At 52.5% G+C, this 25,995-nt stretch carries 21 protein-coding genes; 18 read left to right on the top strand and 3 right to left on the bottom strand.

Features of this window, described 5'->3' with window-relative positions; all coding sequences use genetic code 11:
• Positions 1-449: 449 nt before the first annotated feature.
• The gene (locus DEP07_RS05830) at positions 450-773 is read right to left on the bottom strand and encodes a hypothetical protein (protein WP_254223110.1); all 324 of its coding nucleotides are present in this window, start codon (positions 771-773) and stop codon (positions 450-452) included.
• A gap of 1,685 nt (positions 774-2,458) precedes the next feature.
• Between DEP07_RS05830 and DEP07_RS05825 the strand changes: the two genes are divergently transcribed.
• The 6 genes from DEP07_RS05825 (at position 2,459) to DEP07_RS05800 (ending at position 9,022) form a co-directional block, all read left to right on the top strand.
• Complete coding sequence (locus DEP07_RS05825) at positions 2,459-4,276, top strand: APC family permease (RefSeq protein WP_287102253.1); 1,818 nt, start codon at positions 2,459-2,461, stop codon at positions 4,274-4,276.
• Between the two features lie 61 nt (positions 4,277-4,337).
• Entirely contained in the window at positions 4,338-4,463 is a 126-nt protein-coding gene (locus tag DEP07_RS05820) for a hypothetical protein (RefSeq protein WP_255679058.1), read from the top strand.
• A 142-nt stretch (positions 4,464-4,605) separates the two neighbouring features.
• On the top strand, positions 4,606-5,592 hold the full coding sequence (locus DEP07_RS05815) for a helix-turn-helix domain-containing protein (protein WP_122965442.1): 987 nt from the start codon (positions 4,606-4,608) through the stop codon (positions 5,590-5,592).
• A gap of 254 nt (positions 5,593-5,846) precedes the next feature.
• Positions 5,847-6,836, top strand: a complete 990-nt coding sequence (locus tag DEP07_RS05810; protein WP_280648495.1) for an ABC transporter substrate-binding protein — start codon at positions 5,847-5,849, stop codon at positions 6,834-6,836.
• A gap of 178 nt (positions 6,837-7,014) precedes the next feature.
• Positions 7,015-7,479: a Cys-tRNA(Pro) deacylase gene (gene ybaK / locus DEP07_RS05805; RefSeq protein WP_122965498.1), complete on the top strand. Its 465-nt coding sequence runs from the start codon at positions 7,015-7,017 to the stop codon at positions 7,477-7,479.
• Between the two features lie 190 nt (positions 7,480-7,669).
• Positions 7,670-9,022: an LLM class flavin-dependent oxidoreductase gene (locus DEP07_RS05800; RefSeq protein WP_274873996.1), complete on the top strand. Its 1,353-nt coding sequence runs from the start codon at positions 7,670-7,672 to the stop codon at positions 9,020-9,022.
• A gap of 171 nt (positions 9,023-9,193) precedes the next feature.
• On the opposite strand, the gene DEP07_RS05795 is transcribed toward DEP07_RS05800, so the two are convergent.
• On the bottom strand, positions 9,194-10,207 hold the full coding sequence (locus DEP07_RS05795) for an LLM class flavin-dependent oxidoreductase (RefSeq protein WP_274873995.1): 1,014 nt from the start codon (positions 10,205-10,207) through the stop codon (positions 9,194-9,196).
• A 377-nt stretch (positions 10,208-10,584) separates the two neighbouring features.
• Between DEP07_RS05795 and DEP07_RS05790 the strand changes: the two genes are divergently transcribed.
• The 10 genes from DEP07_RS05790 (at position 10,585) to DEP07_RS05745 (ending at position 19,217) form a co-directional block, all read left to right on the top strand.
• Positions 10,585-10,845: a glutaredoxin family protein gene (locus tag DEP07_RS05790; protein ID WP_274873994.1), complete on the top strand. Its 261-nt coding sequence runs from the start codon at positions 10,585-10,587 to the stop codon at positions 10,843-10,845.
• A gap of 241 nt (positions 10,846-11,086) precedes the next feature.
• On the top strand, positions 11,087-12,109 hold the full coding sequence (locus DEP07_RS05785; protein ID WP_141254259.1) for a methionine ABC transporter ATP-binding protein: 1,023 nt from the start codon (positions 11,087-11,089) through the stop codon (positions 12,107-12,109).
• Complete coding sequence (locus DEP07_RS05780) at positions 12,109-12,759, top strand: methionine ABC transporter permease (RefSeq protein ID WP_122965447.1); 651 nt, start codon at positions 12,109-12,111, stop codon at positions 12,757-12,759. The genes DEP07_RS05785 and DEP07_RS05780 overlap by 1 nt, the downstream gene beginning before the upstream one ends.
• A gap of 35 nt (positions 12,760-12,794) precedes the next feature.
• A complete protein-coding gene (locus DEP07_RS05775) occupies positions 12,795-13,637 on the top strand; it encodes a MetQ/NlpA family ABC transporter substrate-binding protein (RefSeq protein ID WP_122965448.1) in 843 nt (280 codons plus the stop codon).
• Positions 13,638-13,693: 56 nt separating this feature from the next.
• Positions 13,694-15,049 (top strand): LLM class flavin-dependent oxidoreductase, encoded by a 1,356-nt coding sequence (locus tag DEP07_RS05770; protein WP_242771222.1) that lies wholly within the window; start codon positions 13,694-13,696, stop codon positions 15,047-15,049.
• A 43-nt stretch (positions 15,050-15,092) separates the two neighbouring features.
• A complete protein-coding gene (locus DEP07_RS05765; protein ID WP_274873993.1) occupies positions 15,093-16,250 on the top strand; it encodes a M20 peptidase aminoacylase family protein in 1,158 nt (385 codons plus the stop codon).
• A gap of 9 nt (positions 16,251-16,259) precedes the next feature.
• Positions 16,260-17,045, top strand: coding sequence for a methionine ABC transporter ATP-binding protein (locus tag DEP07_RS05760; protein WP_274873992.1), 786 nt, complete (start codon positions 16,260-16,262; stop codon positions 17,043-17,045).
• Complete coding sequence (locus tag DEP07_RS05755; protein ID WP_122965452.1) at positions 17,042-17,710, top strand: methionine ABC transporter permease; 669 nt, start codon at positions 17,042-17,044, stop codon at positions 17,708-17,710. Before DEP07_RS05760 ends, DEP07_RS05755 begins: the two co-directional genes overlap by 4 nt.
• Before the next feature lie 52 nt (positions 17,711-17,762).
• On the top strand, positions 17,763-18,653 hold the full coding sequence (locus tag DEP07_RS05750; RefSeq protein WP_122965453.1) for a MetQ/NlpA family ABC transporter substrate-binding protein: 891 nt from the start codon (positions 17,763-17,765) through the stop codon (positions 18,651-18,653).
• Positions 18,654-18,677: 24 nt separating this feature from the next.
• Positions 18,678-19,217 carry a GNAT family N-acetyltransferase gene (locus DEP07_RS05745; protein WP_287102251.1) on the top strand — a complete coding sequence of 180 codons (540 nt, stop codon included), beginning with the start codon at positions 18,678-18,680 and terminating at the stop codon, positions 19,215-19,217.
• 202 nt (positions 19,218-19,419) lie between these two features.
• Here DEP07_RS05745 and DEP07_RS05740 read toward each other — a convergent pair whose 3' ends face one another.
• Positions 19,420-20,322 carry a LysR family transcriptional regulator gene (locus DEP07_RS05740; RefSeq protein ID WP_122965455.1) on the bottom strand — a complete coding sequence of 301 codons (903 nt, stop codon included), beginning with the start codon at positions 20,320-20,322 and terminating at the stop codon, positions 19,420-19,422.
• 122 nt (positions 20,323-20,444) lie between these two features.
• Here DEP07_RS05740 and gltB point away from each other — a divergent pair, with 122 nt between their 5' ends.
• Together gltB and DEP07_RS05730 are read left to right on the top strand one after the other, a co-directional pair.
• Entirely contained in the window at positions 20,445-25,064 is a 4,620-nt protein-coding gene (gene gltB, locus DEP07_RS05735) for a glutamate synthase large subunit (RefSeq protein ID WP_287102250.1), read from the top strand.
• A gap of 207 nt (positions 25,065-25,271) precedes the next feature.
• Entirely contained in the window at positions 25,272-25,700 is a 429-nt protein-coding gene (locus DEP07_RS05730; RefSeq protein ID WP_173596603.1) for a hypothetical protein, read from the top strand.
• Positions 25,701-25,995: the final 295 nt, after the last annotated feature.

Genomic DNA, 25,995 nt, shown 5'->3' with positions numbered 1-25,995 from the left:
TAAATCCATGTTTCGGTTGTTCGATTGCCGCGATTTAAAAAGTCAATTGCTACTTTGATATCATTTTAGGTTCGTATGGCTTGTTTGTAGTAATGTAATGTTTGATTTCCATCATGTTTACTCTCCTAAAAGTTTTCTTGTTTAAATGAATTATCGGAAAAGTTACTTGACCAATGACAGAAAACAAAAGTTGACTGGTAAATTTAGAATTTACATAAAGGTATTGTAATCTACAAGACGAAGTGATTCTTCAATATTTCAAAGAGGGCATCAGCAAGAAACTCATCCGTTTTGGTGATTAATTCACCTCTCATTAACATTGACCACCCTTCACCGTGAGAGAACAGCGTAAAAGAAAGTAACCCCAAGATACTAAGTAGCTGACCTGTAGAATATAGCGGAAAGCAGTCATCGTAGTTGTATTTTTTTCCTGTATTTATTATGTATTTTTACATCCCTTGTTGGAAGTAAATTGTCCCTTCATATCCATCCTCATAAGGTTGCATAACAATGCTTGCATTTTGGTTATTGTCAAAGTAAGTTACTTTTACCAGTGCATCCCGTAATGGCCTGCCATTATAATACAAATTACTCGCTACATCAATTGGGGTTTTGGCTACAATTCCATTGGCAGAACCGGCTTGTAAGTTCCAGTCAAATTCATTTCTCTGGGCTGGTGATGGCCCAAGGAAAAAACTTGCAGGAATTAAAAGTGCAAACAAGAGAGGCAGAACAACTATTAAGCTTCCAGATGCAAAAAGTTTTTTGTGCAAAATGAATTACCTCCGATTCTAATACGGAAACTGTTTCCATCTATAAGGACGAAGATGATGGTAATTAGTTACAATGTCGTTTAAATTTTTTTGCCGCCACTATGTAGAACTATTACACGGTTGAGGTTTATCAAAAAGAGGGGTAATAAACCATTAGGAGAGAATAGGCGGAAAGCGAGGAAGTACTACCTAAAGGCGCGTTTGTTTGATTAAATAGCCCACCGATTTGTGGGTATTCCAACAATATGACGTGTATCGACATCGAAGGGATCTGACAACAGCACAGGCTGCTACTGCAACAACTGAGTTTAACCAGAGTACACATTGGGACACCGCATGACTTTTTGTAAACAGTAACAAGCGACTTTCATCTGCTCACTTGTCTGCTGATCATGACGGGTCTGTCCGGATGAACAGTAGCGAGGGAGACAGTGGTTAGAATGCTTACGACAGCAGGAATCAGGTTGACAAGCAAGGCGCTGGGGAAGATTTCGCCTGCTGGTCTAGCTGGATTAAGAAAATAGTAGAGAATCGCACAGCAGGCCTTTTCCAAAAGGGAGAGGGCTTTTTTCATGGGGGCTGCTGTTACGACTCCCTGTTCATCAAAAAACTTGTCATTTCAGAAAATAAACACTAGCAAAAAGCACCTGAATGATGCTAAGATTTTTATGCCCGTTGTTAAGCTCTAACTTATCATCCGTTGACTGATCGCCGTGTGCGACGAAAGCCGCCTGCACGGTGAAGGCTCGTTATAAAACCGACAGATAGAGAAGGCATAAGACGAGAATAGCGGACCAGCAGTAATTAGTGCAGCTAATTCAACAGCTGTCATTGACTCTTCGTTTGGAGAGGATTCTGTTCCACGGACGATTACAGTTACAGCAAACGATCAAAACGGCAATCCGATTCAGGGCTATCAGTTTACATTTGATATCACTTTGACTCAAAGCGATATCAATACTCCAGAAGCGTACGGGATGTTCATTGGCGGTTCTCCATCTGGCATGCCATTCACCGCAACCACGACAAACGTGATGTTGCCAGTCACTGACGCTAACGGTGAAATCACTTTCCAACTCGGGTTATTGACACAACCGCTTGAAGTTGGGGACAGTATTTCAGTTCAGATCAAAACAAATGATAATTCCACTGACATCGGAAGTGCTTTTCTGTACAGCAAATAATCCAGGTGAGTCCTTAACAGAACAGTAGTAGGGAGCTGCAATTGCGGCTCCTTTTTCTTTTGCCAACAAGACTGACAGCGCGTCCCGATCTGACCTGGGCTTTTGTTGCCACAAAGGGGGAGAAGGCGGGGAGAAACGAGGATGAAGAGAAAGACCTACCAAACAGATTACCGATATCCTGGCAGCCATCAGCAAGATCGAAACGGAAATCAAGCAGCTGTTATCAAAAAAAGGAATGTTGCCAGGTTTGCACTGTTACATGAGGCGTGTTCTGGCGCCTATTTTACTTGGCCAGCAGACTGAGTCTCGTGCCACGGTGAAGATCTAGAAGGAGGATGCGACGAGGGGCCTTCCGTTTGGGTTTGGAAAAGAATCTGGAAGCAGCGAGCGGAGGGAGCTTGCAAATTAGGCGACAGCAAGATAACACCAACAACAAAACAAACTAATTTTAATCGTAACAATGGGAAAACTACCAAGAAAACGCTGGATAGGGGAACACGCATGATATCGGAATTTAAGCGATTTTTACTCGGTAGACCCATGAAATCAAGCGAGCTTGCCGCAGAAAAGTTAAATAAAGTCAAAGCTTTGGCTGTTCTTTCATCTGATGCCCTGTCTTCTGTCGCTTACGGGACCGAACAGATTCTCATCGTGTTGATTACGTTGGGTGCGGCAGCAATGTGGTACTCTATCCCGATATCGATTGCGGTGATCGGTCTTTTGACCATACTCATTTTGTCTTACCGCCAAACCATCTTTGCTTACACAACAGGCGGCGGGGCATACATTGTCGCAAAGGACAATTTGGGAACCACTTCTGGCCTGGTTGCGGGCGGCTCGTTACTTGTGGACTACATTTTAACGGTTGCGGTTAGTACGTCTGCTTCCACAGACGCGATTACTTCGGCATTTCCCGTGCTGCATGACCATCGTGTGCTGATTGCCCTGTTCATGATTGCCATCGTAACGGTACTAAATTTACGCGGAATAACAGAATCCGCAACGGTTTTAATGTATCCTGTCTATTTGTTTGTCATCGCTATTCTTGCGTTAATTATTGGCGGCGGGTATCAATGGATCGCGGGAAATGTCCAAGCGCATCCCCCTGAATACGGGGCCGTTGTTCCGGGTATCACGTTATTTTTGCTTTTGAGGGCATTTAGCTCAGGCTGTTCGGCATTAACAGGAGTAGAAGCCGTGTCAAATGCCATTCCTAACTTCAAGGAGCCAGCACCGAAAAATGCCGCGGCTACACTTTTGCTGATGGGACTGATCCTTGGCGTCATGTTCATGGGCATTAGCTTGCTGGCGTATTTGTACGGGATTTCGCCAAGACGAGCGGAAACGGTGGTATCTCAAATCGCTTCGGCGGTTTTTGGACGTGGAATCATGTATTACTCGATTCAAACGGTCACTGCGCTTATTTTATTTCTGGCCGCCAATACGGCTTTTGCGGCCTTTCCGTTACTCGCCTTTATGTTAGCCAAAGACAGATTTATGCCAAATATGTTCATGGTCCGGGGAGATCGTCTTGGGTTTTCAAACGGGATCATCTTTTTGGCGATCCTTTCCGCCATTTTGGTGATTGCTTTTGAAGGAGAAACGGAAAACCTCATTCCTTTGTATGCGCTAGGGGTCTTTATCCCGTTTACTTTGTCACAGGCAGGTATGATGAAACGCTGGATTTCGAAAAAGCCGCCAGGGTGGCTGACGCCTTTTCTCATTAATACGTTGGGAATGCTAACGACGTTGACGATTTGCCTGATCTTTTTGATGACGAAACTGTCGCAAGTATGGTCGATTTTTGTATTCCTTCCTATCGTTATTTTCATCTTCCGGAAAATTAACCAGCATTATCGAGAGCTGGCAGATGAGTTGCGACTTGATATCCAAACAGAAAAACCCGATCCAAAAGGGAGCGTCATCGTGATTCCGGTGGCCGGGATTTCGCAGGTGGTTAAAAATACGATTAGTTATGCTCAGTCCCTGTCAGACGACATTGTCGCTGTCTACGTCGGGTTCAGCGATGAAGACATGAAAAAAATGGAGGAGAAGTGGGCGCTGTGGAATCCCGGAGTGCGCTTGATTATCTTGCGTTCGCATTATCGCAGTATTATTAGGCCTCTGTTTAAGTTTATTGACACGGTGGAGTGGAAAAAGGCAGAGACGGATCATGTGACTGTCATGATTCCGCAGTTTATTACGAAGCGCTGGTGGCATAATTTGTTGCATAACCAGACGAGTTTATTGATCCGAGCGTATTTGTTCGCCCGCCAAGATGTAAAAATCGCTACAGTTCCGTATCGATTAAAGAAATGAAGTACAGAGTAATTGCTGCATGCATCCGATGAAAAACCTTGAGAGATCAAGGTTTTTCTTTTTGTGTTTGTGTGGCGATGAACATGGGCAGGCAAAAATCGCGCTTGGCGATATCGTGGACAAGGGCGTTGAGCTTTTGCTGCGCGACAAATCGCAGGCAAAAATTTTGCCCGATCCCCAGGCGTAATCTCTTTTTTGTGGGCGGTTGTCTTGCGAGCACCCACCCGTTCCCATGCACTTGATCGGTAGCCAAAAACAGCTTCATCCAGTATAATAATGAGAATAATTATCATCGAACTGGATGAATTTGGGCTTGAGGTGCATGCAAAATGAGTGCGGCAAACTTCCATGACAACTTTCAGTCTTATGTAGAGCGGCTCGGCGTACAAGCGCCTCACGGAAACGAGCAGGATCCAGCCACTGTGCCCGCAAGCGACGGAGAAGGCTATATCCGCCGGGTGATCCCGCGCAACGATATCGAGCTTGTGGTCGCGAAGCACGCCTTTTATCGCGAGCAGCAGCTTTCGGTGCAAACGACAGCCCCGATGGTGGAGCTGAATTTTTGCATGCAAGGCGCTCGTGCCCTGCATATCAAGGGCAGACAGCATGAGTTTACGACCGGAACGTGCTCGCTGCAATTCATGGGGCAGTTTGAGGCGGCTTTCGAATACAGGCGGGACGATCCGTTTTACATGCTGGGCATCGGGATTCCGGTGACGACCTTCCGCGAGTTCATGGCCGACGCGGAAGGGGGGACGGACGTAGAGTTCTCGCAAGTTCTCGGGCAGTCGCCTTTTCGGATTTGGCAAGAAAAAATCTCGCCGGCGGCTACGGTTGTCGCCGAGCGCTTGATTCAGGGAGCGTTGCAGCCGCGAACGAGGAATCTGGAGCTGCAATGCGGGGCTTTGGAGCTTTTCTCGATGGCTTTTCGTTCTTTTTTGACGGAATCAAACCCGGAGGCGGACAGTCTCTCCAAAAGCGATCGGGAAAAAATCCGGCTGGCGAGAGACATTGTCGTGGAAAACATGGCAGAGCCGCCGTCGCTGCTTGCCTTGTCCCGCATGATCGGCTTGAACGATTACAAGCTGAAGGTCGGCTTCAAGGCTATGTACAACAACACAGTGTTCGGCTTTTTGCGCGAAAAACGGCTGGAGAAGGCGTGGCAGCTGCTCCAGTCGGGCGACATGAACGTCACCGAGACGGCAAGCGCTGTCGGTTACTCGAACACGAGCTACTTCGCCGAAGCGTTTCGGGAGAAGTACGGAGTGAATCCGGGAGCTTTTGTCAGACAGACAGCCGCTTGGGCGAAGCAGTAAAAAGGATAGGGATGAGAAGCCGTTCGATGCCTAACATGTGGGCGTCGGGCGGTTTTTTTTCGTGCAGCGAGGCTCGTCTCGGTTTTTTTGTGAAAAGGATATCCGTACAACCAGCAAAGTAGTCCGTCTGGTGGTGGAACGGACTGGCGATGTTTAGTATCTTACCTTTTAGTGATAATGATATTCATTCACATATTATCGTGTGTATTTCCTGCCAGATGAAGGATCGACACAAAAAGGAGAGAGACAAGCGCATGGCAAAAAATGCCTCATTTTGGTTCAAACTCGTGTTCCTCGCGGCTTTGCTCGTGACAGGATGCAGCAGCAACGGAAGCAGCGAGAAAGCAACGCTAGGGGAGCAAAGCAACCAGACAGCCACTACTGCGGCCGCGACCACGCAGGATAACACCGCAACCGCAGTCGCCTATCCGAAAACAATCAAGCATTTGGCTGGCGAAACGGTCATTCCGCAAAAGCCGTTGAAAATCGCCACGCCGTACATTGCCTTCGTGGATTATCTCGCGGTTTTGGACGAGTATCCGATCGCCGCACAAGGCGTGGCGACGATCCAGCGCAATTTTCCCGTCCTGAGCAAGCGGTTGGAAAACAAAGACATCGCGGATCTCGGCATGGAGGTCGATCTGGAAAAGCTGCTGGCGATGACGCCGGACGTAATTATCGCGGCGAATGACATGACAGATCAATACGAAAGCTTGTCGCGGATCGCACCGACCGTCATCCTTCCCCAGGCTGGCGATTGGCGCGAGACATTGGAACAAATCGCACAGGTCATCGGCAAGGAAGACAAGGCGAAGAGCGTCTTGGCGGATTTCGACCGCAAATCGGCGGAATACAAGGAGAAGCTGGCGTTTCGCAGTCAGGAGTCGGTCATGTTTGTGATGTACAATGAAAAAGATACGTTCACGACATGGAACGACGGACGGTTTGACCCGTTTTACGTCGGCCTCGGTCTGAAACGCGTGGATGGCAACCAGGCGCAAGGACAGCTTTCCATTGAAAGTCTGGCTGCTTTGAACCCGAATCATCTGTTTGTGATCAACAACTGGCAAACGCCGATCGCCGGAGGGGTCAAAGCCGCTCTGAAAGACAACAAAGTGTGGAACAGCCTGAACGCGGTGAAAAACAATCATGTGTACGAGCTGAAAGACCCGTCTTTGCCTGGCCCGATGGCGCTTGCCAAAATCCAGGGGATCGAAGACATCATGCAGGCGATGGGCCAGTAATCTCCTGACCGAATCGCGTCCGCTCTCGACGTGAACCAGCGAAAACGCTATTGCCTAGGCAGTGGCGTTTTCGTTTTTGGCTTTTGCTTTTCGCCTATATTCGGTACACTTGTTTTAATTCAACTGGACTGGAAATGGAGTGGAACGAGCCGTGGCCAAGCAAGGAAAAACGAATGCGATGCGAATCTTGGAGAAAGAAAAGATCGAATATGCCATGCTGACCTACCAGACGGACGACGGAAAAATTGACGGAATTTCCGTGGCGCAAAAAATCGGCAGGGAAGCGGGTGTCGTCTACAAAACATTAGTTTCCCAAGGGACGAGCCGTGCTTACTACGTATTCGTCATTCCCGTGGAAGCCGAGCTGGACTTGAAAAAGGCGGCAAAAGCGGTTGGCGAGAAAAAAATCGAAATGATCCCGGTGAAGGACATTACCGCTGTAACCGGGTACGTGCGCGGCGGCTGTTCGCCCGTGGGGATGAAAAAACTGTTCACGACGATCGTCGACAGCAGCGCCGAACAGATGGGGCGGATCATCGTCAGCGGCGGACAGATCGGCATGCAGATTGAGCTGGATGTGGCTGGTTTGCTCCAAGCGACAAAAGGGCGGCTGGCTGACGTTTCCGGAGCGCCAAGTGAATAAAAGGCTCTTGTCTTGTCTGGATTTCCAAAACCTCATTGACACATCGGAATAATAGTAATAATCTAAACGGAGAAAATCTGTTACCGCCGATTGGTCAACCAAAGGCTCCTGTTCGCTACAGGGGCCTTTTTGCGTCCAAAAAAAGCGGGTAACACCAATGCCGACGGTGTAGGATTGAGGAGGAGAGACGATGGGACAAAAAAGACAGCTAAAGCTCGGAGCCATGATCCACGGGATCGGCGGCCATATGGGAGCATGGAGGCACCCGGATGTGCAGGCGGATGCGAGTGTCAGCTTCGCTTTTTACAGCCAACAAGCGCAAAAGGCAGAGGCGGGGAAGTTTGATCTCGTCTTCGTCGCGGATGGCTTGTATATTAACGAAAAATCGCTGCCGCATTTTTTGAACCGCTTTGAGCCGATTTCGATTTTGTCGGCTTTGGCCGGGGTCACGGGAAAGATCGGATTGGTGGGCACGGTGTCGACTTCCTACAGCGAGCCGTTTACGGTAGCCCGGCAATTCGCCTCGCTCGATCTGATCAGCGGCGGCCGCGCAGGCTGGAACGTAGTCACTTCTCCCTTGGAAGGGTCAGCGAAAAATTACGGCAACAAACCGCACCCGGACCACGCCTTGCGCTACCGGATCGCCGAGGAGTACTTGACGGTGGCAAAAGGACTGTGGGATTCGTGGGAGGACGACGCCTTCGTGCGGGACAAACAAACAGGCGTCTTTTTCGATCCGGCGAAAATGCATCGCCTGGATCATCAAGGGGAGTTTTTTGCTGTGCAAGGCCCGCTCAATATCGCCAGGTCCAGTCAAGGGCAACCCGTTATTTTTCAGGCAGGCTCCTCAGAAAGCGGCAAAGAGCTGGCAGCCAAGTCTGCGGACGCCGTCTTTACCGGGCAGGAAACGCTTGAGGACGCCCGGCGTTTTTATCGGGAAGTAAAAGAGCGGGCGGCAGCCTATGGCCGAAGCGAAGACGACATCCTGATTTTCCCCGGGATCAACCCGATCATCGGCAAAACGCCAGAGGAAGCCAGGCGCAAGCATGCGGAGCTTGCCAGTCTGATCGGCATTGAGCAGGCGCTGTATTATTTGGGCCGATTTTTTGACCACCATGATTTCTCCCAATATCCGCTGGACGAACCGTTTCCAGAGCTGGGCGAGGTAGGCAGCAACAGCTTCCGCAGCACGACAGACAAAATTAAGCAAAAGGCGAGGGAAGAAAACTGGACGCTGCGCCAAACCGCGCTCTACACGGCGACACCGGAAGGCGAGTTCATCGGCACTCCCGAGCATATTGCCAATCTGATTGAGCATTGGTTTTTGCAAAAAGCGGCAGACGGATTCATTGTTCAGGCGAATGTCCCGCGTGCCTTGGACGATTTCGTCGAGCTGGTCGTCCCGATTTTGCAAGAGCGAGGCTTGTTCCGCACCGAATATGAGGCGGACACGCTGCGCGGTCATCTCGGGATTTCTGTTCCCGCCAATCGCTATGCGCTGGAACAAGGCAAAAAGCCGGATGCAGCAGACGTCCATTCGTAAAGCACAAAGCATCTGCCGATGGAAAAGAGCTAATCAAGACACGAGTCTGCGGGAGCATTTCATTCAGCCCCGCAGGCTTTTTTCATGGCAAAAAAAGCTCCTTCTCGCGCCAAAGGCATCAGAAGGAGCTTTTTCATCGATGGAGATAAGGCAAGGCAAGGCGTATTCCTATTACTTGACCGTTAATTCGAGAAAGGCTTCCTGCAACAGTTCGTAAGACAGCAAGCGCTTCTGGAATGGCTTGATCGGGGTATGGATGATCAATTCCTCTACCTGATGCTTGGAAGCGATGGCCAACAGCTTTTCGCGCACCGACTCTTTTGTGCCGGCAATGACATTCGCTTCCTTTACTTCAATCGTGTAGTCCTCGTCGGATTGCTGCCCATACTCTTCCGCCTTTTTCAAACTCGTGACCGTGACGATTTTCCCGCTTTTCAGATGAATTTTGGCCACTTTCGTATCGGCGGAAAGCTGGGCGGCTTCTGCCTCGCTTGGCGCGACAATGACGGAAACAGCCAGGATCGCAAGCGGAGTGGCCCGTTTGCCTGGTCGAAACTGCTGGCGGTACGCGGCAAAGGCGGCTTGGCAAACCGTCTCGTCCTGGTTGATAAACAGCGCGAACACATACGGGACTCCGCGCTCTGCGGCAAGCTGTGCGCTGGCTACGCTCGTGCCCAGCAAGTAGATCCCGACTGGCTCATCCGGAATCGGCACTGCCTTCAAGCCGTACAGCGGGTGTGCCGGATGAAGCTCGTCGTGCAGGAACAGCTCAAGCTCCGCCAACTTTTCTTCGAGAGAGGAGCCGGATGTTCCCGGCTGCTGCAACGCCTTGGTCGAGAGCGGCAGTCCACCCGGCGCGCGGCCGATCCCGAGATCGATCCGCCCCGGAGCGAGAGAAGCGAGGACGTGAAAATTTTCCGCTACTTTATAAGGACTGTAATGCTGGAGCATGACGCCGCCTGAGCCGATGCGGATGCGGCTTGTTTTGGCCAACAGATGAGCGATCAGCACCTCTGGCGATGAGCCGACGACATGATCGAGGTCGTGATGCTCCGCCACCCAGAACCGATGGTAGCCCCACGCTTCCGCCTTTTGCACCAGTTCAATCGTGTGCTGGAGGGCTTCTGTTGCTGTTTCTCCTTCTTGAATCGGACTTTGATCGAGAATGCTCAAAGTAAGTGCCACGGTTTCTCTCCCCTAACGATGCGATTCTAAGGTCAAGCAAACACAAAAAGCCCCTTGCAAGTAAAAATCGCGAAGGGGCTTCTGGTGGTCCAGTCAGCTTATTTCCTTAGTTGTTTACTCGGATTTTAACGATAACGTATGCCGCTGTCAATGCAATCGTGAAAAATGCCTGCAGACCGTACGTTGAATTTACGCAGAAAAAATCCGTTGACGAAACAGATTGGGAATGATAATATCCCTAGTAATCCGATAAGAATTTAAAAAGTCATCGACCAGACCACTGGAGAGGCTTCCTGCTTGGCATCATACAGCAGGAAGTCTTTTTGTTTACCGGAGACGGAGAGAAAAAGCAGCGAGAAGATAGGGAGGGAATGGAAGTGTCTGATGGACAGGAGAAAAAAGTCGTCGTGTGGGGGCGAGAAGGTTGCTCCTATTGTGAAAATGTGAAAGCTATTTTGGAAACGAACAACCAGCCGTACGAATGGATCAATGTAGCAGGAAAAGACGTGTTGCGCGACGTTTTGGAAGTCAAGTACGGCACGCGCTTGATTCCGCTGGTGGAGATTGGCGGCGAGGGGAAATATGAAGCCTTGCTCTACAACCAGCTGGATCGGCTGGAGTCACTCCTGGATCGTTAGTTCGTTAGTTGCTTCCCGGCCCGAACAACCGCACAAAAGACAAAAGGCAGCGGAAGCAACTTCCCATAACCGGATCGATAAGGCGACAGACCGCTTGCGGTCACATTCCTTTTCAGGAAAAAGTCCCGACGTGTTTCCAAAGAAAAAGTCAGCTTGGCTAGGAGGAGATTGGATGGGAATCGGAGCGGCGGTTTGGAAGGAGCAGTCGCCGGCTGGCAGCCCGAGCGAGGCGAAAGAGGGCATGATCGCTTTTCAGCAAGTAAGCAAAACGTTTGAAAGCGGCGGCAAAACCGTCGAAGCGTTGAAAGACGTCACGCTCACGGTGGAAAAAGGCGACATTTTTGGCGTCATCGGCTTTAGCGGGGCAGGAAAAAGCACCTTGCTGCGCACCGTCAATTTGCTGGAGCGTCCCACAGCTGGCTCCGTCATTGTCGACGGAAAAGACTTGAGCAAGCTTTCGGTCAAAGAGCTGAGAAGCGTCAAGAAAAACATCGGCATGATTTTTCAGCAATTCAATCTGCTGGAGACCAAAACCGTGTTTGACAATGTAGCGATGCCGCTGGTGCTCGGCGACACGCCGAAAAAACAGATTCGCGAGCGAGTCGACGAGCTGCTGTCTTTCGTCGGTTTGACGGACAAAGCGGGCAGTTACCCGAACCAGCTCTCCGGCGGCCAGAAGCAGCGTGTCGGGATCGCCCGTGCCCTTGCGACCAACCCGTCGATTTTGTTGAGCGACGAGGCGACATCCGCACTCGACCCGCAGACGACCGAATCGATCTTGCAACTGTTGCAGCGCGTGAACAAAGAGTACAACATCACGATCTTGATGATCACGCATGAAATGAACGTCATCAAGGAGATTTGCAATCGCGTGGCCGTCATGGAGCATGGGGCGGTTGTCGAGCAAGGCAGCGTCCTCGATGTTTTTGCCAATCCGCAGACGGAAGTGGCACGCAATTTTGTCAAATCAGTCGTGCGCGATGATATTCCGCCAAGCGTGCACAAGCTGCTCGCAGCCAAACGGGGCAAGTCGAAAATTATCAAGATTCACTTCATCGGCGAAAGTACGGGACAGCCGATGCTCTCCCAGGTGGCGAAACGCTTCAACAGCGACGTGAATGTACTGTTTGGCAGCATCACAGAGCTTGCGGGCGTGCCTTTTGGCAATCTGATCGTGGAGCTTGCTGGCAACGAGGCGGACATAGCCCGCGCGTATCACTACATTCAGCAACAAAATGTGACGGTGAAGGAGATTGTTTCGTGATGGAAGTCAGTTCTGAGCAAGTTTTTCAGGCGCTGTATGAAACGGTCTACATGGTAAGTGTGTCACTGGTGTTTGCGACCGTGATCGGTTTGCCGCTCGGCATTTTGCTCGTCGTCACCAGAAAAGGGCACATTTTGGAAAATTCGGCGATCTTCTCGGCCTTGAATCCGGTGATCAACGTGCTGCGTTCTGTGCCGTTCATTATTTTGCTGGTGGCGATTATTCCGTTCACACGTCTGGTGGTGGGAACGTCCATCGGGACGACTGCGGCGATTGTTCCGCTCGTGATCTACACGGGGCCGTACATCGCCCGACTGGTGGAAAACTCGCTGCTGGAAATCAACCCCGGCATTATTGAAGCAGCCGAGGCGATGGGAGCGACTCCGCTGCAAATCATTTTCCGCTTCCTCATTCCCGAGACGCTCGGGTCTTTGATCCTCAGCATTACGACTGCAACGATCGGACTGATTGGTGCAACGGCGATGGCCGGAGCGGTTGGCGGCGGAGGAATTGGCGACCTGGCGATTACATACGGGTACCAACGCTTCAGCACGATCACGATTGTGGCAACGGTCATCATTTTGGTCGTGCTCGTCCAGGGCATTCAATCATTGGGCAACGTGTTCGCCCGGAAAATCCGCCGAAATTAATCGAAACCTCGCAAAAGACAGGAGAGAAACCAACGATGAAAAAGCTCGCCATTTCCATACTGCTGACCCTCGTGACGATTGTCGCCGCAGGGTGCGGAAGCGCAGCAGACCAAAAAAGCTTGAAAATCGGGATTCGCGGCTCGGAATCGCGGACGTGGGAGTTCGTGAAGGAGCAGGCTGCCAAACAGGGGCTTGCCATCGAACTGGTGCAATTCAATGCCAACGTCAACCCGAATACGGTGCTGTTGGAAGGCGAGATCGACGCCAACGCTTTCCAGCACGTCGCTTTTCTCGATCAGTTCAATACGAAAAACAACTCGGAAATCGTTCCCGTCGGCTCGACGATCATCGCGCCGCTGGGCATTTACTCCGACAAGTACAAAAAAATCGAAGAAATTCCGGACGGGGCAAAAATCGCCCTGCCGAACGACGATTCCAACTGGGGCCGCTCGCTGCTTTTACTCCAGGAAGCGGGCTTGATCAAAGTCGTTGACAACTTTGACGGCTTCGGCGGCCAAGACAAAATCAAAGAAAATCCGAAAAAGCTGGAAATCGTTCCGGTCGATCCGGCGACTACGCCGCGCGTCATGAAAGACGTGGCCGCTTCGATCATCAACAACGGGACGGCGGTCGAAGCGGGCTTTTTGCTCAAAGACTCCATTTTTCACGAAAGCAAAACCGCCAAGCCGTACATTAACGTGATCGCGACCACCAAGCAAAACGAGAACCGCGAAGAGTTGAAAAAGCTGGTCGCCGTGTACCAATCGAAAGAAGTATCGGATTTTATCACCCAGACTTATAAAGGAAACTACATTCCGACACAAGTGACGGTCGAGGAGCTGAAAAACTTCAAAGACGCGTTTAAAAGCAAGCCGTAAAGCCGTTTGAACAGCAAGGCAGCAAATTTTATTTCAGGAGGAAGGGGAGCAGTGCCATGCCGCAAAAAAGACAGATTCACTTGTCCGCCTATCTGGTAGGGACCGGGATTCACGTCGCCTCCTGGCGTCTGCCGGAAGCGCGAAAAAATGCCAGCATTGACATTGAATACTACAAATATTTGGCGCAGACAGCCGAGCGGGGCAAGTTCGACATCGCATTCATCGCGGATAGCCTGGCGGTGAACGAAGACTCGCACCCGAATATTTTGAACCGTTTCGAGCCGACGACATTGCTCGCTGCCCTCGCTGGCGCGACCAGTAAAATCGGCTTGGTCGCCACAGCGTCGACCACGTATTACGAACCGTACAATCTCGCGCGCCTGTTCGCCTCCGTCGACCACATCAGCAACGGCCGCGCGGGCTGGAACATGGTGACGACCGGAGACGCTACCGGGGAAACGGGACGCAATTTCAGCCGCAATAACCACCTGGAGCACGATCACCGTTACGAGTGGGCTGAGGAGTTCATCGATGTCGTTCAAGGCTTGTGGGATTCCTGGGAAGACGACGCTTTTGTCCAGGACAAGGAAACGGGCGTCTTTTTCGACCCGAATAAGCTGCATCGACTCCATTACAAAGGAACGTACTATTCGGTCCAGGGGCCGCTGAATATCGGCCGATCGAGACAGGGGCAACCCGTTATCGTGCAGGCAGGCGCGTCTGAGCCAGGACAAAGGCTGGCAGCGCGTACCGCCGAAGTGGTCTTCTCGCATGTCAAAGATTTTGAACGCGCCAAAGCATTTTACCGCAGCTTGAAAAGCAAGCTGGCCGATTACGGTCGCACGCCTGACCAGCTGCATATTTTGCAAGGCATTTCGCCGATCGTCGCGGATACGAAGGAAGAAGCGGAAGCGATCCATCGCCGTCTGCACGACTTGCTTTTGCCGGAGCAAGGGCTGCGCTTTTTGTCCGGCTACTTGGGCAAGGTCGATTTCAGCAAATACTCGCTGGACACCCCGGCAAAAGAAGTGGAGTTCCCGCAAGACAACGGGATTCAAAGTCATTTTGAGTGGATGACAGATTTGATCCGCCAAAAAAATCCGACTTTGCGCGAGCTGTACGCCCTGCTCGAAGGCGGCCCCAATCGCGAGCTGATCGGCACGCCGGAACAAATTGCCGACGTGCTGGAAAAGTGGTTTACCCAAGGGGCGGCAGACGGCTTCATGTTCATCGCTCCAGTTTTGCCGCAAGGTTTGGAAGCTTTCGTGGACAAAGTCATCCCGCTGTTGCAGGAAAGAGGCTTGTATCGCCACGATTACGAGGGCGATACGCTGCGGGAGCATCTCGGGCTGGAAAAACCGTACAACCGCTTGGCCGTGCGCAGCCGGGCATTAAGCGAAGTCGAGTCCTGAACGTAGCAGCAGGTCAGGTGACAGAAGAAAGGAGAGGTTCAGGATGAGCACAGAAACGCAGGAGCTGACACGAACCGATTGGGAGCAGAAGCTGATCGCGATTCGCAGACAGTTGCATCAATACCCGGAAGTGGCCTACGAAGAATTTGAAACGACCCGTTCGATTCGGGAGTGGCTGACAGAAGCGGGGATTCGCCTGATCGAGCTGCCGCTGGCAACAGGTGTCGTGGCGGAAATCGGGGGCAAAAACGCTGGCCCTGTGATCGCCTTGCGCGCCGACATCGACGCGTTGCCGATTCAGGAGGAGACGGGGCTGCCCTATGCCTCGACCATCGTCGGAAACATGCACGCTTGCGGGCACGACTTTCACACCGCCGTCATCCTGGGCGCTGCTTTTTTGCTAAAGCAGCAGGAGGAAAAGTTGCCCGGAACGGTGCGTCTGCTGTTTCAGCCGGCAGAAGAAAAAGGTACGGGAGCGGCGCTTTTGATAGAAAAGGGCGCTTTGGACGGCGTGACGGCGATTTTCGGGCTGCACAACAAGCCTGATCTGGAAGTCGGGAGCGTCGGGATCAAGCCGGGAGCGTTGATGGCGAGTGTCGATGGCTTCGATATCGAGGTGGAAGGGCTTGGTACGCATGCGGCAATTCCTCACGCCGGAATCGATCCGATTGTCGCCGCATCGCAGATCGTGACCGCGCTGCAAACGATTGTCAGCCGCAACGTCAGCCCGCTGGAAAATGCGGTCGTCAGCGTGACGACGATCCACGGAGGGACGACCTGGAACGTGATCCCGGATAAGGTCGCTCTCGGCGGCACAGTCCGCACGTTTCAGGAGGAAGTCCGGCAGAAAATCCCGGGGCGCATTCGGGCGATCATCGAGGGAGTCGCTGCGGCATACGGGGCGAAAGTGAGCCTGCGCTGGTTCAAAGGCCCGCCTTCCGTGCAAAACGACGGCCCTTTGACCAAACTGGCCGCCGAAACAGCGGAGAAGCTCGGCTTGCAAGTCGTCACGCCTGAGCCGTCCGCCGCAGGGGAAGATTTCGCCTATTATCAGCAAAAAATTCCCGGCGTGTTCGTTTTCGTCGGAACATCCGGGACAAACGAATGGCATCATCCCGGATTTACCGTAGATGAACGGGCGATTGCGATCAGCGCGAACTATTTTGCCGAGCTGGCCTGGCGTGCTCTGAAAGGCGGGTGAGAGTAGCAGATGATCCACATTAGCAACTTGAGCAAATCATACAAAACCGCCAAAGGCGTCATTCCCGTTTTGCAAAACATCGATCTGTTCATCCCCAAGGGCGACATCTTCGGAATCATCGGCTTTTCCGGGGCGGGCAAATCGACCTTGATCCGTTGCTTGAATCGGCTGGAAGAGCCGGATTCGGGCACCATCGAGATCGGGGGAAAAGTGATTACCGATTTGCCGGAAAAGGAGCTGCGGCAGGCGCGGCAAAAAATCGGCATGATTTTTCAGCAATTCAACCTGCTTGACGCGCGCACCGTTTTTCAAAATGTCGCTTTTCCGCTGGAGGTGGCGGGGCATCCGAAGCCGTTCATCCGCGCCCGGGTCCGAGAAATTCTCGACCTGGTGCAGCTTGGCGATAAGGAGAACGTCTATCCGTTTCAGTTGAGCGGCGGGCAAAAGCAGCGCGTCGGCATCGCCCGCGCGCTCGTCAACCAGCCTGATCTGTTGCTCAGCGACGAAGCGACATCCGCTCTCGATCCGCAGACGACTTATTCCATCCTGGAGCTTTTGCGCGAGATCAACCGCCAGCTCAAGCTGACGATCGTGCTCATTACCCACGAGCTGGACGTACTCCAGCATGTGTGCAACAACATGGCGGTAATTGAAAATGGCCAGATCGTCGAAACCGGGACGGTGGAGAAATTTTTCCTCAACCCGGATAGCGACACGGCGAAGCGCTTCGTCCATATTATCGATCATTACCGGGAGAAGCGGAGCGTAATGGAAGGAGTCGGGGCAGGCATATGAACAACGATCTGATTGACTTGCTCTGGGAAGGGCTATTGGAGACGCTTTACATGGTTTTTTGGTCGTCTTTGTTTGCGCTCGCGATGGGCGTCGTGCTTGGGGTCACGCTGGTTGTTACCGACAAAGGAGGCATTCTCGAAGCGCCGAAGCTGAACAAGGTCATCAGTACCGTAATTAACGGTGTCCGCTCTCTTCCATTGATCATTTTGATCGTCCTGCTGTTGCCTTTGTCGCGCCTGATCGTCGGTACGACGCTTGGGCCAACGGCGGCGATTGTCTCCTTGTCGATCGGTGCCGCTCCTTTTCTCGGACGAATTATCGAAAGCGCGTTGAAAGAAGTGAGCGCCGGGAAGATTGAGGCCGCCAAGGCGGTCGGGGCTACTCCGTTCACGATCATTTTTCGCGTGCTGATTCCCGAGGCGATGCCAGCCCTCGTGCGCGGAATTACGATCGGAATTATCGGGATCACCGAGTTTACGGCCGTAGCAGGGGCGATTGGGGCAGGCGGGCTTGGCAGCCTGGCGATCCGTTTCGGCTATCAGCGCTTTCGCGAGGATGTGCTGATCGCCACGGTCCTGCTCATTATTTTGCTCGTGCAAATCATTCAATGGTCGGGCGATTTGCTCGTCAAATCGATCAACAAGAAGCGGTACAAATTCGAATAAAGCCAGCGTGAGCGAAAAAAATCAGAGATTCATCACTAGAGGAGTGGAACGTATGAGAAAAAAAGGTCTTGGGGTCATTTTTAGTGTACTTGTCGCATTCAGCATGGTAGCAGCAGGGTGCGGCTCAGGTTCCGGTTCCGGCGCATCGGGCAGCCAGTCGTCCAGTTCGGCTCCCGCAGCACCAGCCCAGTCCGGCTCCGGGCAGGCGGCAGAACCAGCCAAAGAAGTCACCTTGAAGGTTGGCGCAGCCCCTGTCCCGCACGCGGAAATTTTGGAGTTCGTGAAGCCAAAGCTGAAAGAGCAGGGCGTGAATTTGGAAGTCGTCGTTCTCGATGACGAGGGACAGCTGAATCCGGCTTTGCAAGACAAGCAGATTGACGCGAACTTTTTCCAGCACGTCCCGTATTTGGATTCGATCAAAACCGAAAAAGGCTATGACTTTGCGGTGACGACAAAAGTTCACGTAGAACCGATCGGATTTTACTCTGACAAGCTCAAATCCAAGGACGAGATTCAGGAAGGGGCGAAGATCGGCATTCCGAACAACCCGTCCAACGAATACCGCGCGTTGATCTTGTTGCAGGAACAAGGCTGGATCAAGCTGAAAGACGGTCTGACAACCTATCAGGCGACGCCAAAGGATATCGCGGAGAATCCGAAAAAACTGGAGTTCATCGAAGCGGAAGCGTCCACATTGCCGCGAGTTTTGCCCGACCTCGCTGGCGCGGTGATCAATACAAACGTCGTGCTGGAAGCGAAAATCGATCCGAAGAGCGCTCTGTTCCGGGAAGGGGCGAACTCGCCATACGCCAACGTGATTACGGTTCGCAAAGGCGACGAAAACCGGGACGAGATCAAAAAGCTGGATGCCGTTCTTACTTCACCTGAGGTCAAAAAGTTCATCGAAGACAAATACGGTGTCGCTGTCGTTCCCGCTTTTTAACGGGGAGAAGGGAGCAAGTCGACCATGACGGAAAATCAGCGAGCAAAAGCCATTCGCATCCGCGATGCACGAGGCGAGGATCAGGAGCAGATCAAACAGCATTTGCTCGAAGCGTACACGCAGTACGAGCAGCTGCTGTCGGTAGAGCGATGGACGCGCTACAAGCAGGAGATCGAAGAATCCGCGCAAGGACGCCAGACGATTGCTTTTCTTGTTGCAGACTGGGGCGATGAAATCGTCGGCAGCGTCCAGTTGTTCGCTTCGGCGCAGTCGGCGTACAATCGGCCTGAGCTGGAAATTCATACGCCGATCATCCGGTTTCTGGCCGTATCGCCAAAAGCGCGAGGAAACAGAATCGCCGAACGGCTGATCGAGGAAGTCGTCCGGCGCTCCCGCGACCTGGGAGCTGCGACCTTGCACCTGCACACGACAGACATGATGGCAGCGGCCGTCAAGCTGTACGAGCGACTCGGATTCGCTCGTGCGGTCGAGAAAGACTTTTTCAACGGGGAAACACACGTCAAAAGCTACTGGCTGCGGCTGGATGAGGCGAGGGTGGGGTGACGCAGGCAAGCTGAGCAACCAACATAGCGTGTTAGGGAGCGAGTGCTTCGTATCCGGCACCAAATAGCGTGCCAAGGAGTCTTACTCCCAGCCAACACCAAATAGCGCGAAGCTGCGATTATCCCCCATCCCGCACATATGAAAGCCCTGATGAGAGCAAGTCGTCATCAGGGTTGTTTTTTTGCCTGTCTCATTACGTGGGTCAGCTGTACTTGCTCAGCACATCGAAAAATTCCTTTAAAAAGTGGTAAAACAGCTTTTCCGAAGGGGGCAGCTCCCGGTTGTTCGGGATGATGATGCCGACCGTACGCTGGACGAGCGGCTCGCTGATCGGAATTTTGACAGTCTCGCGCGGCACGTTATCCGTCAAGGTCAGCTCAGGCAAAAGCGTGACGCCAAGCCCTGCAGCGACGAGTCCCTTGATCGCGTCAATATCCTCCCCTTCGAAGGCGACTTTGGGAGCGAAGCCCATTTGCGAACAGGCGTTGACCGCGATATTTCGCAAAATAAAACCGGGCGGGAACAGGACGAACGTATCTTCCTGAAGCTGATTCAGTCGCAAATTCGGCTGTTTGGCGAGCGGATGTCTCGCGGGCAGCAGCGCGACGATGTTTTCGGCGAAAAAAATATGGCTGCGCACGTTTTTTTCCTGGGTCGGAACCGGGCCGAGAAAAGCCAGGTCGATCTCGCCGTTGATGACGGAGTCGATCAGCCCCTGATAAGAGCCTTGCTTCAACTGAAAGCCGATATCCGGGTACCTTGCCCGAAAGCCGGAAATGACCGTTGGCAGCGGATTGGCAGCGAGACTGCTCGTAAACCCGACGCGGATCGTCCCGCGCTCCGGATCGAGAAATTCGTCAATTTTTTGCTTGGCTTTTTCGATTTCGCTCACAGCCATTTCCATGTGTTGCAAAAAGATTCTGCCTACGGCTGTCAGCTTGACGTTGCGGCCTTCGCGGATAAACAGGGAGACGCCAAGCTCTTCCTCCAGATTGGCGATCTGCCGGCTCAGCGCAGATTGGGCCACGTGCAAGTTGTGCGAAGCTTCGGTGAAATGCTCGCGTTTGGCTACTTCAATGAAGTATTGAATCTGTCGAAGCTCCATGAAGACCCCCCATTCCCGATCAATCTCGTTTTGAGATTAATATTGAGTAAATTATATATTGTTTGTATCGGTTCACTCAATCTAAAATTGAGTTAACAGAGAGAGCAAGGGAGTGGAGACAAATGACGAGAAATGGAATGCCTGCGAAGCAAGGTTTATACGATCCGATGTTCGAGCACGACGCTTGTGGAATCGGTTTTATTGCCAATTTGAAAGCAAAAGCCACACATGAGATGGTGCAAAACGGCTTGAAAATTCTTTGCCAGCTGGAGCATCGCGGCGGGCAAGGCAGCGATCCGGAAACGGGTGACGGAGCCGGAATTTTGACGCAAATTCCGCACGCCTTTTTCAAAAAAGCCTGTAAGGAGTTGGGCTTCCAGCTTCCGGCGCAAGGCAAATACGGCGTGGGCATGCTGTTTATGCCGATGGATGAACAGCTGCGCGAGCAATACGAAGCGAAACTGGCCGCCATTATTGCGGCAGAAGGTCAAAAGCTGCTTGGCTTCCGCACGGTGCCCGTCGATGGGACGAAGATCGGCAAAACGGCCGCAGCCAGCCAGCCTTTTGTCCGCCAGGTGTTTATCGGAGCGAGTGCTGATTTAGCTGACCAGATGGCGTTTGAACGGAAGCTGTACGTCATTCGCAAGCAGATGGAGCAAGCGGCAGGCGAAGGCTTCTACGCAGCGTCCATGTCTTCCCGCACCATCGTCTACAAAGGACTGTTGACTCCAGGACAGCTTGACGCATTTTACCTTGATTTGCAAGAAGATTCGTACACTTCCACCTTTTCCGTGGTGCACTCGCGATTCAGCACGAACACCTTTCCGACGTGGGAGAGAGCGCACCCGAACCGCTATCTGATCCACAACGGGGAAATCAACACGTTGCAGGGCAATGTGAACTGGATGATGGCCCGCGAAAAAATGTTCGAGTCGGCTCTGTTTGGACGCGATCTGGAAAAAGTGGTTCCCGTCATTGATATGCAAGGAAGCGACTCGGCTATCCTCGACAACTGCGTGGAATTTTTCTCGCTGGCTGGCAGATCGTTGCCGCACGTCGCGATGATGATGATTCCCGAACCGTGGGATCAGGATGAGCAGATGGATGAACATAAAAAAGCTTTTTACGAATACCACAGCTGCCTGATGGAACCGTGGGACGGCCCGACCGCCATTTCCTTTACCGATGGCAGACAAATCGGGGCGATCCTCGACCGGAACGGCTTGCGCCCGGCGAGATACTACGTAACGACAGATGACACGATCATTTTCTCGTCGGAAGTAGGCGTACTCGAAGTACCGGAAGAAAAAATCGTGCAAAAAGGACGCCTCAGCCCTGGCCGCATGCTGCTCGTCGATCTGGAGGAAGGCCGCATCGTCTCGGATGAAGAGATCAAGCGGCAAATCGCCAGCGAACAGCCGTACCGCGACTGGGTAAAAACGCAATTGCAGCCGTTGGAACAACTGCCGGCAGCAGGCACTCCCGACGATCTGGCAGGTCAAGAACTGCTGGCGCGCCAAAAGGCATTTGGCTACACGCAGGAAGAGCTGGACAAAATGCTGGCGCCGATGGTCGCAGAACAAAAAGACCCGATCGGCTCGATGGGCGTCGACACGCCGCTCGCTGTGCTGTCAGACCGTCCGCAGCTGCTGTATCATTACTTTAAACAATCGTTCGCGCAAGTTACGAATCCGCCAATCGATTCGCTGCGCGAGGCTTGTGTCACATCGACCCATACGGTTCTCGGGGCGGAAGGCAATCTGCTGGCACCGACCGCAGCCAATTGCCGCAGAATCCGTTTGACCAATCCGCTTTTGTCCAATCAGCAGCTGGCACAGCTTCGCGCCAATCCGTACCAGGAGTTCAAGGCGAGGACGTTGCCGATTCTTTTCAAGGCAGACGGCGGAGATCGCGCGCTGGAGGAAGCGCTGGAAGGCTTGTTTGCCGAAGCGGACGAGGCGATTGCAGCTGGATACACCTTGTTGATCTTGTCTGACCGCGGCTTGAACGCCGACTGGGCGGCGATTCCGGCTTTGCTTGCTGCAAGCGGCTTGCATCACCATCTGGTACGCCAGGGAACCCGCACGAAAGCCAGCCTGATCGTCGAATCGGGCGAACCGCGCGACGTGCATCAATTCGCCATGCTGATCGGCTACGGCGCGGATGCTGTCAACCCGTACGTTGCGATTGCCTCCGTACTCGACCTGATCACTGCTGGCAAGCTGAAAGAAGTGACGGCCGAGGAAGCGATTGAGGCTTACTTGCAAACGGCGATCGAAGGCGTCGTCAAGGTCATGTCGAAAATGGGCATTTCCACGATCCAAAGCTATCGCGGCGCGCAAATTTTTGAAGCGGTCGGCATTCATTCCGCTGTCATCGACCGTTACTTTACCCGCACGCCTTCGCAAATCTCGGGCATCTCGCTCGATGTGATCGCCCAGGAGACGCTGCTCCGCCACGCGCAAGCCTTTTCGCCAGAACATTCCGAAGAAAAGCTCGACGCAGGCAGCGACTTCCAATTCCGGCGCGACGGCGAGTATCATCTGTTCAATCCGAAAACCGTGCACGCTTTGCAAAAAGCATGCCGCGAAGGCAGCTACGAGCAGTACAAAATTTACGCCGAAATGGCGGGGGAGCAGCCGTTTTCCGCTTTGCGCCACCTGCTCGATTTCCAATCGGATCGCAAGCCGATTCCGTTGAATGAAGTCGAATCGGTAGACTCGATTGTCCACCGCTTCAAAACGGGCGCGATGTCCTACGGCTCGCTGAGCAAGGAAGCGCACGAGACGCTGGCGATTGCCATGAACCGTCTGGGAGCGAAAAGCAACAGCGGTGAAGGGGGAGAAGACCCGACCCGTTACACGACGGATGAAAACGGAGACTTGCGCCGCAGCGCCATCAAGCAGGTCGCTTCCGGACGATTTGGCGTATCCAGCCACTATTTGGTCAATGCTTCCGAAATCCAGATCAAAATGGCGCAAGGAGCGAAGCCAGGGGAAGGCGGACAGCTTCCAGGCAGCAAGGTGTACCCGTGGATTGCCGAAGTGCGCGGCTCGACGCCAGGTGTCGGACTGATTTCGCCGCCGCCTCACCACGACATTTACTCGATTGAGGATCTCGCGCAACTGATTTTCGACTTGAAAAACGCCAATCCGCGCGCTCGCATCAGCGTGAAGCTCGTGTCCAAGGCAGGCGTTGGAACGATTGCCGCCGGGGTGGCAAAAGGCTTGGCAGACGTCATTGTCATCAGCGGTCACGACGGAGGGACGGGTGCCTCGCCGAAATCGAGCATCAAGCACGCTGGCTTGCCGTGGGAGCTGGGCTTGGCGGAAACGCATCAGACGCTGTTGCTCAACCAGCTGCGAGATCGCGTCGTGCTGGAGACAGACGGCAAGCTCATGACCGGCCGCGACGTCGTCATCGCTGCCTTGCTCGGAGCGGAAGAGTTCGGTTTCGCGACGGCTCCGCTCGTCTCCATCGGTTGCGTCATGGCCCGTGTTTGCCATCTGGATACGTGCCCGGTCGGGGTTGCCACGCAAAACCCCGAGCTGCGCAAACGTTTCAAGGGCGATCCGCAGCACGCCGTCAACTTCATGCGCCTCGTCGCTCGCGAAGTGCGCGAAATCATGGCCCAGCTCGGTTTCCGCTCCATCGAAGCGATGATCGGCCAGAGCCAGATTCTCACCGTAAGCGAAAGAACGAAAGCGCACTGGAAAGCGAAACATATCGACCTGTCCGCACTTTTGTTCCAGCCAGCCGTCTCCGCCGAGGTCGGCAGATACCATCGGCGCAACCAAGATCACAAGCTGGAGGAGACGCTGGATCGCCAAAGCTTGCTCGCATTGTGCAAGCCAGCGCTAGAAAAACAAAAACACATCCAGGCAAGACTGCCGATCAGCAACACAAACCGCGTCGTCGGGACGATCCTTGGCAGTGAAGTGACGAGAAGATACGGTCTGCACGGCTTGCCGGAAGATACGATTCGCCTGGACTTCTACGGTTCGGCTGGTCAAAGCTTCGGCGCATTCGTTCCGCGCGGCATTACGTTGCAGCTGGAAGGCGATGCGAACGACTACGTCGGCAAAGGGCTGTCTGGCGGAAAAATCGTCGTCGCGCCAGCGAAAAAGAGCCTTTTTGCCCCTGAGCGCAACATGATCATCGGAAACGTCGCCTTCTACGGCGCGACCTCTGGCGAAGCGTACATCAACGGCCTGGCAGGCGAGCGCTTCTGCGTGAGAAACAGTGGTGTCACCGCCGTTGTCGAAGGTGTCGGCGACCATGGCTGCGAGTATATGACCGGAGGACGTGTCGTGGTGCTCGGTCAGGTCGGCAAAAACTTTGCGGCGGGCATGTCGGGCGGAACCGCCTACGTGCTGGCAGAAGACAAAGCGGCTTTTGCGGCAACTTGCAATCAGGAAATGGTTCTTTTGGAAAAGCTGGACGACCAGAGCGAGATTGCCGCTGTCAAAAAACTGCTGGAAAATCACGTTGCTTTCACAGGAAGTCCGCTGGCAAAAGCACTCTTGGATCAATGGCAGCAAACCGTCGCCAAGTTCGTCAAAGTAATTCCAAAGGACTACAAGCAAATCGTCTCGACGATGGAAGAGCTGGAGAAATCCGGAATGAAGCGCCAGGAAGCGATCTTGGCCGCATTCGAAATGAACCAAAAGAAGAGCGAACAAAAAGCAAAAGCACCGAAAAAAAAGGAGCCTGAGCAAGTCGGCGTGTCGGTAGGGCAATAAATTCGCTCCGGCAATAAATTCGCTCTGGCAATAAATAGGAAGGAAAGCGGCAACTCGGGAGACGGGTTGCCGTTTTTGGCTTTTCATTTTGAGAAAAAAGAACCGGAACGAGTGCACTTTTAAGGTCTAATGTCCTATGAATGTGGTTTCTATATTTGTCGATTTTTATAGAGTGTGTAAAAATATCCAAAGAAAGGGAATTGATTGATGAAAGCACCACTCTCGATTAAAATCATCCAGGGATTTATGCTCTTGCAAATTTTTGTCCTGGTAAGCCTGTACGTAATCGTGGAACTGGCCGATCCGATGAACCTCAGCCATTGGGCGAGCAAAATCGTCTTTCGAATGGTCGATATGCCACAGGACATGCTGGAGCAAAGCTATGTATTGGGCAGGTTAAAAGGCATGTTGATGTTTCCGTTATTTTTCACGTCTCTGCTCGCGCTTTTTATCAAACTGCGAATGTTGAAAACGTCAATCGGGTGCATCATTTTGATCATGTTGCTGGATGTAAGTAAAGGAACGTTTTTGGTTGCCATCGTCTATTTGGTTATTTTATTGGTGCTGCTCAACAACAAGCAAGCGAAAGTGTATTTTCAGCAGAAGCGAAAAACCAAGGCGGCCGAAGCTGCATAAATGCGCATAAAAACAGGACATTCTTCCAAGAGCTGCTGGAGGGAATGTCCTGTTTCATTATATATGCGATATCTCTTGCTACACCCTGAGCAAATCCCTCCTCCCTCCCTGGTAGAAAAGGTGGAAAAGCAAAGGATGAGACCCGGAAAAGAGGGACTTTAGCATCATGGAATATTTTAACATATATGTCGATTTAAAAATGAAGTTACAAAAACGTGCATCTGTTAAACATAGTCGTTTGGGAATAGGAGAGAAAGGAGGGAGCATAGCAAATGCAGGCAACAGATGGCGTCAT

This window comes from Brevibacillus sp., from assembly GCF_003521185.1.
GTDB classification, from domain to species: Bacteria; Bacillota; Bacilli; order Brevibacillales; family Brevibacillaceae; genus Brevibacillus; species Brevibacillus parabrevis.
The sequence above is the reverse complement of the archived record's forward strand: the minus strand, read 5'-3'. Positions and strand labels throughout refer to the sequence as shown.

Bases quoted from the DNA above. Each gene is read 5' to 3' on its own strand.
- DEP07_RS05825 (WP_287102253.1), top strand. From the start codon at position 2,459: ATGATATCGGAATTTAAGCGATTTTTACTCGGTAGACCCATGAAATCA.
- DEP07_RS05815 (WP_122965442.1), top strand. From the start codon at position 4,606: ATGAGTGCGGCAAACTTCCATGACAACTTTCAGTCTTATGTAGAGCGG.
- DEP07_RS05810 (WP_280648495.1), top strand. From the start codon at position 5,847: ATGGCAAAAAATGCCTCATTTTGGTTCAAACTCGTGTTCCTCGCGGCT.
- ybaK (WP_122965498.1), top strand. From the start codon at position 7,015: ATGCGAATCTTGGAGAAAGAAAAGATCGAATATGCCATGCTGACCTAC.
- DEP07_RS05800 (WP_274873996.1), top strand. From the start codon at position 7,670: ATGGGACAAAAAAGACAGCTAAAGCTCGGAGCCATGATCCACGGGATC.
- DEP07_RS05785 (WP_141254259.1), top strand. From the start codon at position 11,087: ATGATCGCTTTTCAGCAAGTAAGCAAAACGTTTGAAAGCGGCGGCAAA.
- DEP07_RS05780 (WP_122965447.1), top strand. From the start codon at position 12,109: ATGGAAGTCAGTTCTGAGCAAGTTTTTCAGGCGCTGTATGAAACGGTC.
- DEP07_RS05775 (WP_122965448.1), top strand. From the start codon at position 12,795: ATGAAAAAGCTCGCCATTTCCATACTGCTGACCCTCGTGACGATTGTC.
- DEP07_RS05770 (WP_242771222.1), top strand. From the start codon at position 13,694: ATGCCGCAAAAAAGACAGATTCACTTGTCCGCCTATCTGGTAGGGACC.
- DEP07_RS05765 (WP_274873993.1), top strand. From the start codon at position 15,093: ATGAGCACAGAAACGCAGGAGCTGACACGAACCGATTGGGAGCAGAAG.
- DEP07_RS05760 (WP_274873992.1), top strand. From the start codon at position 16,260: ATGATCCACATTAGCAACTTGAGCAAATCATACAAAACCGCCAAAGGC.
- DEP07_RS05755 (WP_122965452.1), top strand. From the start codon at position 17,042: ATGAACAACGATCTGATTGACTTGCTCTGGGAAGGGCTATTGGAGACG.
- DEP07_RS05750 (WP_122965453.1), top strand. From the start codon at position 17,763: ATGAGAAAAAAAGGTCTTGGGGTCATTTTTAGTGTACTTGTCGCATTC.
- DEP07_RS05745 (WP_287102251.1), top strand. From the start codon at position 18,678: ATGACGGAAAATCAGCGAGCAAAAGCCATTCGCATCCGCGATGCACGA.
- DEP07_RS05740 (WP_122965455.1), bottom strand. From the start codon at position 20,322: ATGGAGCTTCGACAGATTCAATACTTCATTGAAGTAGCCAAACGCGAG.
- gltB (WP_287102250.1), top strand. From the start codon at position 20,445: ATGACGAGAAATGGAATGCCTGCGAAGCAAGGTTTATACGATCCGATG.
- DEP07_RS05730 (WP_173596603.1), top strand. From the start codon at position 25,272: ATGAAAGCACCACTCTCGATTAAAATCATCCAGGGATTTATGCTCTTG.